This is a genomic window from Larsenimonas salina (assembly GCF_023736155.1).
Classification (GTDB): domain Bacteria; phylum Pseudomonadota; class Gammaproteobacteria; order Pseudomonadales; family Halomonadaceae; genus Larsenimonas; species Larsenimonas salina.
The window spans coordinates 61,908-76,283 of record NZ_JAMLJJ010000003.1 but is presented as its reverse complement, the minus strand read 5'-3'; the positions used below and the strand labels follow the sequence as shown (position 1 = coordinate 76,283).

General features: G+C 62.2%; 14 protein-coding genes. 8 read left to right on the top strand and 6 right to left on the bottom strand.

All coding sequences use genetic code 11. The annotated features are described in order from the left end of the window. Window positions 1–25: 25 nt before the first annotated feature. The 5 genes from glsB to NAT23_RS07480 form a co-directional block, all read right to left on the bottom strand. Complete coding sequence (glsB, locus tag NAT23_RS07500; RefSeq protein ID WP_251926910.1) at window positions 26–952, bottom strand: glutaminase B; 927 nt, start codon at window positions 950–952, stop codon at window positions 26–28. Window positions 953–1,071: 119 nt separating this feature from the next. Further along, on the bottom strand, window positions 1,072–1,713 hold the full coding sequence (locus NAT23_RS07495) for a peroxiredoxin (protein ID WP_251926909.1): 642 nt from the start codon (window positions 1,711–1,713) through the stop codon (window positions 1,072–1,074). 192 nt (window positions 1,714–1,905) lie between these two features. Continuing rightward, window positions 1,906–2,244, bottom strand: a complete 339-nt coding sequence (locus NAT23_RS07490; protein ID WP_251593090.1) for a P-II family nitrogen regulator — start codon at window positions 2,242–2,244, stop codon at window positions 1,906–1,908. Window positions 2,245–2,401: 157 nt separating this feature from the next. Further along, on the bottom strand, window positions 2,402–3,649 hold the full coding sequence (locus tag NAT23_RS07485; protein WP_251926908.1) for an ammonium transporter: 1,248 nt from the start codon (window positions 3,647–3,649) through the stop codon (window positions 2,402–2,404). 33 nt (window positions 3,650–3,682) lie between these two features. After that, complete coding sequence (locus NAT23_RS07480; RefSeq protein ID WP_251926907.1) at window positions 3,683–4,021, bottom strand: P-II family nitrogen regulator; 339 nt, start codon at window positions 4,019–4,021, stop codon at window positions 3,683–3,685. A gap of 405 nt (window positions 4,022–4,426) precedes the next feature. Here NAT23_RS07480 and NAT23_RS07475 point away from each other — a divergent pair, with 405 nt between their 5' ends. The 5 genes from NAT23_RS07475 (at window position 4,427) to NAT23_RS07455 (ending at window position 10,224) form a co-directional block, all read left to right on the top strand. Beyond that, on the top strand, window positions 4,427–4,780 hold the full coding sequence (locus NAT23_RS07475) for an accessory factor UbiK family protein (RefSeq protein ID WP_251926905.1): 354 nt from the start codon (window positions 4,427–4,429) through the stop codon (window positions 4,778–4,780). Between the two features lie 161 nt (window positions 4,781–4,941). Then, a complete protein-coding gene (locus NAT23_RS07470; RefSeq protein WP_251926903.1) occupies window positions 4,942–6,498 on the top strand; it encodes an alkaline phosphatase D family protein in 1,557 nt (518 codons plus the stop codon). Window positions 6,499–6,580: 82 nt separating this feature from the next. After that, window positions 6,581–7,183, top strand: a complete 603-nt coding sequence (locus tag NAT23_RS07465; RefSeq protein ID WP_251926901.1) for a phosphatase PAP2 family protein — start codon at window positions 6,581–6,583, stop codon at window positions 7,181–7,183. 131 nt (window positions 7,184–7,314) lie between these two features. After that, window positions 7,315–8,058: a M15 family metallopeptidase gene (locus NAT23_RS07460; protein ID WP_251926899.1), complete on the top strand. Its 744-nt coding sequence runs from the start codon at window positions 7,315–7,317 to the stop codon at window positions 8,056–8,058. A gap of 342 nt (window positions 8,059–8,400) precedes the next feature. Beyond that, window positions 8,401–10,224, top strand: a complete 1,824-nt coding sequence (locus tag NAT23_RS07455) for an EAL domain-containing protein (protein WP_251926897.1) — start codon at window positions 8,401–8,403, stop codon at window positions 10,222–10,224. Here the strand turns inward: NAT23_RS07455 and NAT23_RS07450 are convergent. After that, the gene (locus NAT23_RS07450) at window positions 10,221–11,126 is read right to left on the bottom strand and encodes a LysR family transcriptional regulator (protein WP_251926895.1); all 906 of its coding nucleotides are present in this window, start codon (window positions 11,124–11,126) and stop codon (window positions 10,221–10,223) included. The two genes, NAT23_RS07455 and NAT23_RS07450, sit on opposite strands and share 4 nt — an antisense overlap. A gap of 110 nt (window positions 11,127–11,236) precedes the next feature. On the opposite strand from NAT23_RS07450, the gene NAT23_RS07445 reads away from it, so the two are divergent. From NAT23_RS07445 to NAT23_RS07435, 3 genes are all read left to right on the top strand, one after another. After that, entirely contained in the window at window positions 11,237–11,677 is a 441-nt protein-coding gene (locus NAT23_RS07445) for a PACE efflux transporter (protein WP_251593079.1), read from the top strand. 65 nt (window positions 11,678–11,742) lie between these two features. Further along, window positions 11,743–13,248 carry a YifB family Mg chelatase-like AAA ATPase gene (locus NAT23_RS07440; RefSeq protein ID WP_251926893.1) on the top strand — a complete coding sequence of 502 codons (1,506 nt, stop codon included), beginning with the start codon at window positions 11,743–11,745 and terminating at the stop codon, window positions 13,246–13,248. 121 nt (window positions 13,249–13,369) lie between these two features. Beyond that, window positions 13,370–14,260, top strand: a complete 891-nt coding sequence (locus tag NAT23_RS07435; protein WP_251926891.1) for an MBL fold metallo-hydrolase — start codon at window positions 13,370–13,372, stop codon at window positions 14,258–14,260. Window positions 14,261–14,376 lie beyond the last annotated feature (116 nt).

Genomic DNA, 14,376 nt, shown 5'->3' with positions numbered 1-14,376 from the left:
AGGGCGTTTACAGATCGCACGGCGGTCAGGGGCAGACGACCGGGGCGAACACCGACCAGCCGAGGCGCTCGGTCAGCTTCTCGAGCACCTGCATGCCCACCAGCGAATTGCCGCTCGGGTTCAATGCCGGCGACCACACACAGAGGCTGTAGCGGCCCGGCACGATCGCGACGATACCGCCGCCGACGCCGCTCTTGCCCGGCAGTCCGACCCGGTAGGCGAAGTTTCCGGCCTCATCGTAGAGTCCGCTGGTGGCCATGATGGCGTTGACCTGCTGGGTCTGGCGCGGTGACAGGATGACGTTGCCGCTGTGCAGACAGCGGCCCTGATTGGCCAGAAACGAGAAGGCCCGGGCCAGATCCACACAGCTTGCGGCGAGCGCGCAGTGGTGAAAGTAACTCTTGAGCACCGTTTCGACGTCGTTGTGGAAGTTGCCGAACGATTGCATCAGATACGCGGCGGCTGCATTGCGTGAGCGGTGCTGATATTCGGAGTCGGCGACCACCATGTCGGCGATGATGTGCGGGTTGTCGGTCAGCTTTCGAACCATGTCGCGCATGGAGAGAACGGGCGCGGCGTAGCGGGATTCGTTGATGTCGGCGATGACCAGGGCGCCTGCATTGATGAAGGGGTTGCGCGGTCGTCCCTGCTCGAATTCGAGCTGCACCAGCGAGTTGAAGGCCTGCCCGGAGGGTTCATGGCCGAGCCGGTCCCAGATGGCTTCGCCCTGGTGGGTAATGGCCTGCACCAGGCTAAACACCTTGGAGATGCTTTGAATCGAGAACGGGACATCAGCGTCGCCGGCCTGAGACAGCGACCCGTCGGTGCCGATCACGGCAACCCCGAGCTGATGCGGGTCGACGGTGGCCAACGCAGGAATATAGTTCGCCACCTTGCCCTGGCCGAGCAAGGGGCGAACCTCATCGAGAATCGATTCGAGCAGTGCTTGCATCTGAAAACGCGCCTTGTGTGAAAACGCGGGCAGTGTAGCGCGTTCACGCTCGGCGCGCTCAGCCAAGCGAGGCCCTGAACGCGTCGTATCGAACGCTCACGGGGCCGCGTGCAGATGCGTTAGCGGGACTTGTTGGGTTGTGGCGTCACACGCAGGTAGGGGCGTTTTTCGTCCCAGCCGTTGGGAAAGAGTTCCTTGGCCTGTTCGTTGTCGAGCGAGGGCACGATGATCACGTCATCGCCATCGCGCCAGTTCACAGGCGTTGCGACTTTGTAGCCGTCGGTGAGCTGAAGACTGTCGATCACGCGAAGAAGCTCGGTAAAATCGCGGCCGGTGCTGGCCGGGTAGGTCAGCGTCAGGCGAACCTTCTTGGCCGGGTCGATCACGAACACCGAGCGAACCGTGCTGGTGGCGTCGGCGTTGGGGTGGATCATGTCGTAAAGCTCGCTGACACTACGGTCACTGTCGGCCAGAAGCGGGAAATTGAGCGCGCAGCCCTGGGTCGCTTCGATGTCGCCGATCCACTGCTTGTGCTCGTCGAGCGCGTCGACCGACAGACCGATGGTCTTGGTGTTGCGCTTGTCGAATTCGGGCTTCAGGCGGGCGACTTCTCCGAGTTCGGTGGTGCAGACCGGGGTGAAGTCGGCCGGGTGCGAAAACAGCACGACCCAGCTGTCACCGGCCCATTCGTGAAAGCGGATCGAGCCGTCGGTGCTGTCCTGGGTAAAGTCCGGTGCGGTATCACCTAATCTAAGTGCCATGAAAACCTCCTTTGGGATCAAGACCTGCCATGAACGGAGCAGGCGGTCGGCGGCAGACGCCGAGTCGCTGCCTGCCTGTCACGGGTAAGTCTTGTTGCGATTGGGCGATTTCTCAAGGGCGCAACGCAATCGAGGGTCAATAAAAAAGCGCGCCCGAAGGCGCGCTTTCGAAAATGGCGTGAGGCTGTGCGGTCAGACCGCGTCCTTGCCGGTTTCGCCGGTACGGATACGCAGCACCTGCTCGAGCGGGGAGACGAAGATCTTGCCGTCGCCGATCTTGCCGGTGTTGGCAACGTCTGTGATGGCTTCGATGACCTGATCGACCATGCTGTCATCGACGGCGACTTCGAGTTTCACCTTGGGTAGAAAATCGACGACGTACTCGGCCCCGCGATACAGCTCGGTATGCCCTTTCTGTCGACCGAAGCCCTTGACCTCGGTGACGGTGATTCCCTGAACGCCGACCTCGGATAAGGACTCGCGGACATCGTCGAGCTTGAACGGTTTGATGATGGCGGAGACCAATTTCATTGCTTCTCTCCTTGCAGTGTCGGTAAAGGCATCCCTCGTTTGGCATTAAGCATACAACGGGTTTCCAACTCTCACAAAAAGCATTGCCGCTTTGCCAAAAAAGGCCCAAGGGGCCGCAGGAGGGCGGGGCGGCGTCGAGCGCTGCCCCGGGCCTTGATTATTTTTTGCTGCCGATGAATTCCGGGTACGCTTCCATGCCGCATTCGGTGATATCGACCCCTTCGTATTCCTCTTCCTCGCTGACGCGAAGCCCCATCACGGCCTTGATGATGAACCAGACAACAAGGCTTGCGATGAAGGTCCAGCCAAAGATGACGGCAATGCCCAGAAGCTGTGCGCCGAACGTGGCGGCCTCATTGGTCAGCGGCACCGCGAGCAGACCCCAGATGCCAACCACGCCGTGCACCGAAATGGCGCCGACCGGGTCATCGACCTTGAGCTTGTCGAGGGCGACGATGGCAAAGACCACGATCAGACCGCCTGTCAGGCCAATCAGGGTTGCGCCGAGTGCCGTAGGCGTCAGCGGCTCGGCCGTGATCGCGACAAGCCCAGCCAGCGCCCCGTTGAGGGCCATGGTCAAATCCGCCTTGCGAAACCAAAGGCGTGCAAGAATCAGCGCACCGATCACACCGCCTGCGGCGGCTGCGTTGGTGTTGACGAACACCTGCGCGACCGCATTGGCCTCACCGATGTCTGAAATCTTGAGCTCAGAGCCGCCGTTGAAGCCGAGCCAGCCAAGCCACAGGATGAAGGTACCAAGGGTTGCAAGCGGCAGGTTCGCACCGGGAATGGCGTTGATCTGCCCGTTCTTGCCGTACTTGCCCTTGCGCGCGCCAAGCAGAAGGACGCCTGCAAGCGCGGCGGTCGCGCCACACAGGTGCACAACGCCGGAGCCTGCGAAGTCCTGGAAGCCGGCTGCATCGAGGAAGCCGCCGCCCCATTTCCAGTAGCCCTGAACCGGGTAGATAAAGCCGGTCAGCACCACCGCGAACAGCAGGAACGCCCAGAGCTTCATGCGCTCGGCAACAGCACCCGAGACGATCGACATGGCGGTCGCGACGAACACCACCTGGAAGAAGAAATCCGAGCGGGCGGAGTAATAGACCTCGCCCCCGCTTGCGAACACGTCATCGGGGGTGTTTTCCGCCCCGAGCAAAAAGCCGAGGTTCGGCAGGAAGCCGCCTGAATCGCTTGAGTACATCAGGTGGTAGCCGACCAGCAGGTACATGGTGCAGGCAATGGCGAACAGGGCAATGTTCTTGGTCAGAATCTCGGTGGTGTTCTTGGCGCGGACAAGGCCTGCCTCCAGCATCGAGAACCCGGCGGCCATCCACAGCACCAGCGCGCCGGTCATTAGAAAGTAGAACGTATCGAGGGCGTATTTGACTTCGATCAGGTCATTCATTTCACAGTTCCTTGGAAAGCGTGCAATCGGGGGTCATACCGCATCTATACCGCGTTCACCGGTACGGATGCGGATGGCGTCGTCGAGGGGGGTGACAAAGACCTTGCCGTCGCCGATCTTGCCGCTGTTGGCCGCCTGGCAGATGGCGTCGATGATGCTGTCGAGGCGCGCATCATCGACGGCGACTTCTAGTTTTACCTTGGGTAGAAAATCCACCGCGTATTCAGCGCCGCGGTAGAGTTCGGTGTGCCCCTTCTGTCGGCCGAAGCCCTTGACCTCGGTCACGGTAATGCCTTGCACCCCGTTGTCGGCAAGCGCTTCTCGAACGTCGTCGAGCTTGAACGGCTTGATGATGGCGGTCACAAGTTTCATCCGATTCTCCTTGATGGGGCGCGTGCATAAGCTAGGCAGGCACCATGCCAATGCGCGGTTGATCTCTTTTTTATCAGTAACTTAGGCAGGCGTGGGGCAGTGGGTGTGTGTTTGTGGTGCAGGCGCGTGCCAACGGCTGCACCAAATAACGCCCTTTCTTTCGGGCCTTGTGCAGCGTTGCACTGTTTGTGTGCAAGGCGACGGCATGTGAACACCGGGCGTGTCTATGCGCGTGTCTATGAACGTGTCGAAGGGCGTGTTGGCGGGGGCGTTGCGAAGGGCGGTCAAGAACACGAAAGGATTTTGAACACAGGCGCTATCGTCGACGCCGCGACGGGATTAGGCGTTTCGGTTCCACAGTGCGTATCCTATGCTCAACGAACACGTAATCAGAGGAAGGATACTATGGCCGCCAATCGCGATGTATTCAGTCGATTCGCCCAACAGCTAGGCGAGCGTCTTCAGGACGTCTCCCAGGCGCCGGAAGACATTCAGCGAAGCGTTCAGAGCGCGATGAAAAGCACGTTCGACCGTTTCGATCTGGTCTCGCGTGAAGATTTCGACATCATGATGGATGTGCTGACCCGCACCCGTACCCGCGTCGAGGCGCTTGAAAAGCAGGTTGCCGACATGGAAGCGCAGCTTGCCTCCCTGAAGGGCGGTCAGACCACCACGGCCAACGCCGAGCCGTTAAGCGACGATGCAGCCAACGCCGAACCGACCGGAACCAGCGACGACTCGCCGCACACCGGCGTCTGATCTCACCTGGCGTTTCCTTGAAAACCTCGCATCTGCGGGTTTTTTTTACGCCTGAACGGCGTGCGTGATCGGTCGTGACATCGCCTCGTCATGGGGGCGTATCCAAGACGTCATCTTGTGTTCGGATACTTCGCCTACGATTTCTGGTACGCGGAGACGACATGAAGCGACGTGACTTACTGACGACAGGCATCAAGGGAGGGCTGGGGCTTGCAGGCCTTGGCACGGGGATTATCGGGGCGCCGGCCATTGTGCTTGCCGAGGGGCGTCGTCCGGAAGCGGTGTCCGGCGTCATGAGTGGCGATGTGCTGACGGACCGCGCCATGCTCTGGAGCCGGGCGGACCGCCCCGCGATCATGCAGGTCGATATCTCGAAAACGCCGGATTTCGCCCAGTTCCGGCGGCTGCCACCGGTGGCGGTGCTGCCGGAGACCGGGCTTGTCGGCAAGCTCGACGCCACGGGTCTTGCCGGCTGGGATCATCTTTATTACCGGGTGCGTTTTCAATCGCCGGGGGATCACCGGGCGTTGAGCGCGCCGGTCGCGGGGTCGCTGCCGCTTCCGCCAACCACCGCCCGCAACGTGCGCTTTGTATGGTCAGGCGATGTGGCCGGGCAGGGCTGGGGCATCGATGAATCGCGCGGCGGCATGACGATTTTCGAGACCATGCGAAAGGCGCGCCCGGACTTCTTCCTTCATTCCGGCGACACCGTCTACGCCGATGGCCCGATGGAGGAGCGGGTGGCGCTCGAGGACGGCTCGGTCTGGCAGAACGTTGTGACGCCGGCCAAGCAAAAGGTGGCGGAAACGCTCGAGGAGTATCGGGGACAGCACGCCTATAACCTGCTCGATGCCAACGTACGCGCGCTCTACGCAGACGTCCCGATGCTTGCCCAGTGGGACGACCACGAAACGGTGAATAACTGGTACCCGGGGGAGCTCCTTGACGACGACCGCTATCGGGAGAAAAACGTGTCCCTGCTTTCGGCGCGGGCTAGACAGGCGTTTGTCGAGTTCACGCCAACGCGGTTATCCAGCTCGGCCCCCGACCGGCTCTATCGTCGGTTTCCCTACGGCCCCGGGCTCGAGGTGTTCATGCTCGACATGCGAAGCTACCGCGGCCCCAACAGCGCCAATGTGCAGACGTCCTCGTCCCCGGCCACCGATTTTCTTGGTAAGACCCAGTTCGACTGGTTGAAACAGGCCCTGCTCGACTCAAGCGCGACCTGGAAGATCATTGCCGCCGATATGCCGGTCGGGCTGGTGGTGGCCGACGGTGATCACTTCGAGGCGATCGCCAACCGCGATGACGGCGCGCCCAAGGGGCGCGAGCTCGAACTTGCCCGGCTTTTGCGCTTCATTCGCGACAACGCCATTCAAAACGTGGTCTGGTTCACCGCCGATGTGCACTACACCGCAGCGCACCACTACTCGCCGGAGCGTGCTGCGTTCAAGGCGTTCACGCCGTTTTGGGAGTTTGTCAGCGGGCCGCTGCACGCCGGTACCTTCGGCCCCGGTGAGCTCGACGCCACCTTCGGTCCCAAGGTGGTGTTTCAAAAAGCCCCGCCCGACGGCCAGAAGAACCTGCCGCCCTCGCGGGGCTATCAGTTCTTCGGTCAGGTCGACCTTGACGGCGAAAGCGAGGCGCTGACCGTGACCCTCAAGGACAGCGCCGGTACCGCTCTTCATCGGCAGGTACTGACACCGACCCGGGCCTAGGCTGCGACCGCGAAACGGCGTGATGGAACCAATCCGCTAGAGGAGGGTTCTAAAGGCCGTTTCGCTGTCTCAACGCCCCCGGATGATCATGGAAGCCCTCAATCTTCGCCTGTTCGATTGGCTCAACGCCCCTGCCCACGCCTCGCAGTTCCTGCTCATGACCGCGGATGTGTTCGCGATCTACGTTATCTATCTGGTGCCCCTGCTGCTGGCGCTGGGCTGGCTTCACCGGGCGCCCGGCCGTCAGAAGGGCGTGCTTCAGGCGCTGGTGGCCTGTGTGATGGCACTTGGCGTCAATGGGGTGATCGGGCTTTTCTGGAATCATCCCCGGCCCTTTGTCGCCCATCTGGGGCATACGTACCTGTCGCACTCGGCAACGCCGTCGTTTCCAAGTGATCACATGACCATCGTGACCACAGTGGCGCTGACGTTTCTGGCCTACCCGGGGTTTCGGCGCATTGGCGCGGCGCTGGGGCTTTTGAGCCTCGGTATTGCCTGGTCGCGGATCTATCTCGGCGTACACTATACGATGGACATGCTGGGCGCGGTCGGGGTGTCGGCGCTGTGTACGCTGATGGCGCGCCGACTCGAGGCGCTTTACATGCCCGGCCTGCACCGTCTGACGCGGCGCCTCTATCGCCGTCTGTTTTCGCCCTTTATCGCGCGGGGTTGGCTTGCCCGGTAGGTCGCCTCGACTTGCGCTGGCGGCTATCCGGCAGCGTATGATGACAATTCGATGCGCTGGGCGAGTGCCCATCGCCCCTTGCCGTGATCACGCAGCGGGTAAGCCCTGACTGCGTCTGACTGGATTTGAACGTGACGCCATCCGACCCGCTCTCGCTTGCAGAACACCCCATCCCTGCGCTTTCCGACCCCGACTGGGCCGCCATTGCAAACCTGCCCATTGTCGAGCAGGGCGGACGGCTTCATCCCACCTCGCTTGGGCGCGCCGGGATGGCGACCTGGCCGATCTATCACGCACTCGGCGTGCCCGGCGCGGTGGCCGAATGCTTCGTGCGTGAACCGGTCTACCGTGGGCTTCTGGCCGCTGCGAACATGCTGCCCGAAGGCGTCGGGCTGGTGGTGCTCGATGGCTGGCGCCCGATGGCGGTTCAGCGAGCGCTGTTCGAGCGTCTGCACACGCTGATGGCCGAGCGGTTTCCCGAGTATTCAAACGACCGGCTCTATCAGAAAACCCGCGCGTTCGTTGCGCCGCCAAGCGACGACCCGGCCGCGCCAAGCCCGCATTTGACCGGGGGCGCGGTCGATGTGGCGCTCTGTGATGAGTGCGGTCTTATCCTTGATATGGGGTCGGCGTTCGATGAGGTGTGCTCGGCCTCCTATACCGATCATTTTGAAACCCACCTTGATGCCGAAGATGCGATGCTCTATCGCGCTCGCCGCCGCGTGCTCTTCCACGCGATGGCCTCGGCAGGCTTTGTCAATTTGCCAAGCGAATGGTGGCACTACAGTCTTGGTGATCAGCTCTGGGCCTGGCGTACCGGGTCCAGGGCCGCGCAGTTTGGCCCCACCTCTCCATACACGATCGAGCAGCGCTGAACCGCCTCGCTCGTATAAATGGCCGTGGCCGTGAAGTGAGCGTGTGACCGGCACGGCCTTGCCCTTCCCCATGATGACCCGATGCCTGCGTTGCCCATGGTGCGTATGTGCTATCGGTTTATGCTCATTTTCTCGGTTTATGCCCATTTTCTAAATAGAGCTCATCCTGTCGGCAAAGTTTAATTAAACTGCATCCCCAGCCGGCCGATTTTCGGATATGACTGGAGCGCGAGCGCTCCGAACACGGTCTTTTGCGGTCAGTCAAAACTCAAACAACGATGATGCGACTCGGAGGCGGGGATGCCTTTAGTGTGTACGCAGGGCGCCTCGAGCAGCGGGCTCATGGGTCTGGAAAGTCCCGGGCGCCGGTTCGAGCAGTTGAAGGTGCAGCTTGCAATGGTGTTTCAGCCGATCATCGACGTTGAGACCGGGCGTTGCTGCGCGGTCGAGGCCTTGATGCGCGGGGTCGGGGAGGTGGGGTTCGACTCGCCGCTGGCCGTGCTTGCCTGGGCAGAGCGTGTCGGCAAGCTGGCCGAGGTCGATGCTTTGGTCCGCGCGCGCACGCTTGCTGCCTTCAAGGCGCTCAATGCCCCAACGAACGTTCGCTTGTTTTTAAACCTCGAAAACCGGCTGTTCGCCACGTCGGCGTTGACACTCGAAACGCTGCTGGCCGAGCTCGAGGGCGCCGATGTCGCGCCGGGGGCGCTGGTGCTCGAAATTTCCGAGCGTCATGCGCTGGCCGGCGGTGCAACGCTTGAGGCCGAACTTGCTCGCTGGCGCGCGGCCGGCATCGGGCTTGCACTCGATGATTTCGGCATCGAGCTTTCCAATCTGGACCGGTTGTATACGCTTGCCCCCGAGGTCATCAAGCTCGATAAACAGTTCATTCGCGGGCTCGCAAGCGAGCCGCGACTGGTCCTGTTCGTGAAAGGTGTCGTCGCGCTTGCACGCTCGCTTGGTGTCAAGGTCGTGGCCGAAGGTGTTGAAGACGCTGACGTGCTCAAGGCGTGTCGCGAGGTGGGGTGTCAGTACGTACAGGGGTATTTCATCGAGGCCCCGACGGCCGTGCCCAGCCTGCTCCGACGCCCGTTCGAGGTGGCCTCAGCGCATGATGCAACGACCCCTGCCGGTGGCTCGCACGAGCGACAGGGTTTGCCCGAACAACAGTTTCTACTCGAACAGCTAAGCCAGCCGCCGGTACTGACCCTCGACATGGCAATGAGCGATGCCCTGACGCTTTTTCGACAAAACGCGGCCCACAGCCACTTTCCGGTGTTGGATGCCCACGGCGTGCCGCTTGGGGTGGTCACCGAGCGCATGCTCCGGCGCTATGTCTATTCACCGTACGGCTACGCACTGCTTCAAAAGCGCACGGTGAACGACCAGCTGGCCCACCTTCTGAAGCCCTGTTCGAGCGTGACGCTTGGCACCTCGGCGGCCGGAATGATTGAACGCTATTATCAGCCAGGCGCTCTGCGTAGCGAGCATGAAGGGGTCTGCGCACTGGAGCAGGGGCGCTACGCTGGATTCTGGACGCCTGAGGCCATTCTGAGCGCGCTTCAATGGCGCGACATGAACCAGGCGCGGGATGAAAACCCGCTGACCCGGCTGCCGGGCAATCACACCATCGAGCGCACGCTGCGGGAGTATCTAACGCACACGCGCACCGATTGGGCCACGGTCTATTTCGACCTCGACTACTTCAAGCCGTTCAACGACCACTATGGCTTTCGGCGTGGCGATGAAGTGCTGCTTCTGTTCGCACGGCTGCTTGAGAGCCATTTCAGTGATGACACCGCGTTTCTGGGGCATATGGGCGGCGACGATTTCGTCATGTTCATGGCGTGCCCGGAGGTTGAAAAGGCCTGCATCGAGGTCACTGCGCTACTGGCGACGTTTTCTGAGGAAGTGCGCGCGCTCTACAGCGCCTCCGACCTAGCCGGTGGGGGCTTCATGGGGACTGACCGATCCAATCAGAGCTGCTGGTTTCCGCTTTTGACCACCTCCGCAGCACTGCTTGTAGTGCCGGGCCGAGGCGTTCCGGTCAGTGAGCAGCGCCTGCTTGAAACAAGCGTTCTGCTCAAGGGCGTAGCCAAGGTCGAGGGTAATACGCTCTGCTGCGCAAGCGTCTACCCCGGACCACAGGCCGCGGCCGCGAGTGTTTAATGCTCGGCCGGGTGCTTCAGCGCCTGAGCCAGTGCGTTTCTAAGCCACTGAGAAACTGGCCCGCGGGCGCTGTCGCGCCGCGAAATCAATTCGATTGCGATGTCTGGCAGTGCGCCGGCTTCTGCGACATCAAGCTGAACAAGGTTCGGGCGAAAGGGCGGGTAATGGGCAATGTGGCGAGGCACCCGCGCCCAGCCAAGCCCCCGCACCGCAAGCTCAGCCATTGCGTAAAAACTGTTCAGACGCCAATAGCGCGAGGCCTGGGGCGTGTCTGCGCTGTGGGTCTGGCGCTGGGCGATCATCAGCTGGCGGTGCTCAGCCAGATCGCCCGCGCTCGGGCTATTCACTTGCGCCAGCGGGTGTTCTCGCCCGACCACCACTACCTGCGTTAACTGGCCGAGTGAGGCCCGCTCCAGCGCACTGGCGGGCTGGGCGTGGGCAAACTGAATGCCCAGATGAGCGCTGCCATCCTCGATCCAGCGCGCCACTTCATCCTGCGCACCGTTCAATACGGTCAAGGCAAGCGCCGGGTAGGTCGAGGCCAACCGCTCCAGCACCATCATTACCGGGGGCATTTCGACCAGCGCCTCCTCGATCGCAATCGTAAGACTCGCCTCTTCACCCCGGCTCAGCGTTCGTGCGCGGGCCTCGAATCGCTGACACTGCGCCAGCACCTGACGCGCCTCGTGCACCAGGGTGTAACCTGCGTCGGTCAGCCTCGGCAGCCGTGTGCTGCGGTCAAACAGGGGGCAATCAAGGTCTGCCTCCAGGTGCGCAATGGCGGTGCTGACCGCCGACTGCGCCCGCCCAAGCGAGCGTGCAGCGGCGGAGAATGAGCCGGTTTCTGCCACCCGAAGCAGCGTGATGAGCTGATCAAGGCTCCATGGCAGGTGTTCATTCATGGTGAGACCTATCTGAAAAAGTGATGGAAGCCAACTTTCTACTATCGTAGCTGGCCGTAGAATGCGTCGCACATGTACAGGGCAAGTCGCCCGGGAATCTGGTGTCTTCGATGCGAACGAAAAAGGAACGTCTTGCTCAGGCGGGACTGATGGAGTTGGGCGGTATTGTCATTGTCGCGCCGTGTGCAAGCCTTGCGACCGGGCATGATCTTTCTCAGATGGGGGCGCTCGCGCTGATGCTCTCAACGGTTGCGGTACTCTGGAGCACCGTCTGGAACTGGCTGTTCGATCGCTGGGTGCCGACCCGGGAACGAACGCTCGCCCAGCGGCTGGCCCAGACGCTCGGGTTCGAATTCTTTCTGGCCATGATCACGGTGTTCATCGTGGCCTGGTGGATGAACATGGGGCTTTTGGCCGCGCTGTGGCTCGACCTTGGGTTCATCGGGTTCTTTCTGATTTGGGCACTCGCCTTCAACCATCTATTCGACAAGGCGGTGGTGCGCTTGCTGCGTCACCGTGAGGGCAGCTACGCCTCGGCCCACGGCGAGTGAAGCTCTCTGCGTCCCGGACGATATAAAGGAAATGCTTATATTGTCCTTTCTGAAGGAGACGCATCATGTCGCTCGCCATCGTTCGAACGCGCGCCAGTGTCGGGCTCGAGGCCCCGGAAGTACTGGTTGAAGTGCATCTTTCCAATGGCCTGCCGGGGCTCGCCATCGTTGGGCTACCCGAAGCGGCGGTCAAGGAAAGCCGCGAGCGGGTTCGAAGCGCGCTGATCAATTCCGGGTTCGAGTTTCCCGCCCGGCGCATCACGCTCAATCTGGCGCCGGCGGATCTGCCGAAGGAGGGCGGCCGGTTCGATTTGCCCATCGCGCTCGGCATTCTGGTCGCCTCCGGCCAGGTGCCGGGAGAGGCCGTGGCAGAGCTTGAGTGTCTGGGCGAGCTGGCGCTCGACGGCAAGCTGCGTGGCGTAACCGGTGTGCTGCCGGCGGCGCTTGCGATCAAGACCTGCGGCCGGGCGCTTCTTTTACCTGCGATCAACGCCGATGAGGCGGCGCTTGCCGGGGCACTGGCCGTTTATCCGGCGACGAGTCTTTCGGAGGTGGTGGCGCATTTGGTCAAGCAGGCCGTGATCGCGCCGCATCACCGCACCGTGGCGCCTACCGCCCACGTTCCCCAGCCGGATCTCTCCGAGGTGCGCGGTCAGCATCAGGCGCGCCGGGCACTCGAAGTGGCCGCGGCCGGTGCGCACAACCTTCTTTTTGCAGGCCCGCCCGGCACCGGCAAGACCATGCTCGCAAGCCGCCTGCCCGGCATCCTGCCTGAACTTGCGCCCGATGAGTGCCTCGAGGTCGCCGCGATCCGCTCGGTCTGCGGGCTCGATATCCTCGAGCGCTGGGGTCAGCGACCCTTTCGCACGCCGCACCACACTGCAAGCGCCGTCGCGCTGGTCGGCGGCGGCTCCAAACCCAAGCCCGGCGAAATCTCACTTGCCCACCACGGCGTACTGTTTCTGGATGAGGTGCCCGAGTTCGACCGCAAGGTACTGGAAGTGCTGCGTGAGCCGCTGGAATCCGGGTCGATCCACATTGCTCGCGCCAGCCACCAGCGCCACTACCCGGCGCGTTTTCAACTCGTCGCCGCGATGAACCCGTGCCCCTGTGGTCATCGCGGTGATCCGCGTCAGGATTGCCACTGCACGCCCCAGCAGGTTCAGCGCTATCAGGCGCGGCTGTCCGGGCCGCTGCTCGATCGCATCGATCTCCAGGTTGAGGTGCCGGCGCTGCCGGCAAGCGAACTCACCAGTGCCACCGCAGGCGAAAGCTCGGCCACCGTCCGCGCCCGCGTGCAGGCTGCACGTGCGCGCCAGTGGGCGCGGGGGCATCTCAATGCGCAGCTGCCGCCGCAGCAACTCGAAGCCGCCTGCGCGCTCGGTGAGAGTGAGCGGCGCTGGCTGACCGATGTGCTCACGCGGCTCAATCTTTCGGCCCGGGCGTATCATCGCGTGCTTCGGGTCGCGCTGACGCTTGCCGATCTGGCCGGGGAGGAACGGGTCGGGCAGGCACAGCTGATGGAGGCGATCAGCTATCGCCAGCTCGACCGGATGATGGGGCGGGGGTAGTGCTGTTCGAGCCGGCGTATTCGAGGAGGCGTTCGGTAAAGGTGTCGCGGTAAACTACTTGGCACGCGTATCGATAGTGAAAAGGCGCGAGTGTTACCTCGACTCAGGGAGTATTCATCAAATGACTGCGGCGTTTTCCAACGATGTCTTCATGGTAGGCAAGGCCCGAATCACACGGCTTGCCGAGACGGAAATGCAGGTGCCTGCCAGTGCGCTGTTCAAGGGCCATTGGCCACCACAGGTTCCCCTCGAGCCGGTGGTCGGTTTGTCTGTCGAAGGCGATAACACGATCGTGACGCTCAGTGTGCAGAGCTGGCTGATTCAGACGCCGACCGATACCGTGATCCTCGACACCGGCATCGGCAACGATAAGTCGCGTCCGGGCAATGACGCGATGGATGGCCTCGATACGCCGTATCTCGACCGTTTGAGCGCCGCAGGCGTTGCGCCCGAGGACGTCGATCACGTACTGATCACCCACGTTCATCCTGACCACATTGGCTGGAATACCCGTCTGGTCGAGGGGCAGTGGCAGCCGAGCTTTCCCAACGCCCGCTATCACTTCTCGCGTCAGGGGTATGAGGCGTGGTGCGCCGACGCAGGCCGCGCGCAGATGGTCGCCGACAGCCTCCAGCCGGTTGTCGATCACGACCAGGCCAGCCTGTATGACAGCAGTACTCGGTTCGAGCCGATTGCCGGGTTCGAGGTGGTGCCCACGCCCGGCCACAGCCCGGATCACTGCTCGGTTCTGGTTGAAAGCGACGGTGAGCGGGCGCTGTTCAGCGGTGATCTGATGCATCACCACATTCAGGTCGCACACCCTGAGTGGAATTCGATGTTCTGCGCCGACTTGCAGCAGGCAGAAGCGGCGCGTCGCTGGGCGCTGGCGTTTGCTGCCGAGCAGGCGCTGCTCTGGTTCAGCGCGCATTTCGCCGGCAGTCGTGTCGGGCGGGTTCATCGCGATGAGGGTGGCTTTCACTGGGAGTTCGTCGAGCCCCGGCTCGATGCGTGAGTCTGTCGGTCTGGTGCCGTCGGCGACGAGGGCGCCATTTTCTTGGTTTTAACTTAAGTAGATGACGGTTATCCTAAGGCGTGTTTGGCGCGACGCGTCATGAAAAAAGAGCGCTC

What these genes read in the sequence shown, in the direction of transcription:
- NAT23_RS07435 (WP_251926891.1), top strand. Translation starts at nt 13,370, where the DNA reads ATGACTGCGGCGTTTTCCAACGATGTCTTCATGGTAGGCAAGGCCCGA.
- NAT23_RS07440 (WP_251926893.1), top strand. Translation starts at nt 11,743, where the DNA reads ATGTCGCTCGCCATCGTTCGAACGCGCGCCAGTGTCGGGCTCGAGGCC.
- NAT23_RS07445 (WP_251593079.1), top strand. Translation starts at nt 11,237, where the DNA reads ATGCGAACGAAAAAGGAACGTCTTGCTCAGGCGGGACTGATGGAGTTG.
- NAT23_RS07470 (WP_251926903.1), top strand. Translation starts at nt 4,942, where the DNA reads ATGAAGCGACGTGACTTACTGACGACAGGCATCAAGGGAGGGCTGGGG.
- NAT23_RS07495 (WP_251926909.1), bottom strand. Translation starts at nt 1,713, where the DNA reads ATGGCACTTAGATTAGGTGATACCGCACCGGACTTTACCCAGGACAGC.
- NAT23_RS07485 (WP_251926908.1), bottom strand. Translation starts at nt 3,649, where the DNA reads ATGAATGACCTGATCGAAGTCAAATACGCCCTCGATACGTTCTACTTT.
- NAT23_RS07480 (WP_251926907.1), bottom strand. Translation starts at nt 4,021, where the DNA reads ATGAAACTTGTGACCGCCATCATCAAGCCGTTCAAGCTCGACGACGTT.
- NAT23_RS07455 (WP_251926897.1), top strand. Translation starts at nt 8,401, where the DNA reads ATGGGTCTGGAAAGTCCCGGGCGCCGGTTCGAGCAGTTGAAGGTGCAG.
- NAT23_RS07465 (WP_251926901.1), top strand. Translation starts at nt 6,581, where the DNA reads ATGATCATGGAAGCCCTCAATCTTCGCCTGTTCGATTGGCTCAACGCC.
- NAT23_RS07450 (WP_251926895.1), bottom strand. Translation starts at nt 11,126, where the DNA reads ATGAATGAACACCTGCCATGGAGCCTTGATCAGCTCATCACGCTGCTT.
- NAT23_RS07490 (WP_251593090.1), bottom strand. Translation starts at nt 2,244, where the DNA reads ATGAAATTGGTCTCCGCCATCATCAAACCGTTCAAGCTCGACGATGTC.
- NAT23_RS07475 (WP_251926905.1), top strand. Translation starts at nt 4,427, where the DNA reads ATGGCCGCCAATCGCGATGTATTCAGTCGATTCGCCCAACAGCTAGGC.
- glsB (WP_251926910.1), bottom strand. Translation starts at nt 952, where the DNA reads ATGCAAGCACTGCTCGAATCGATTCTCGATGAGGTTCGCCCCTTGCTC.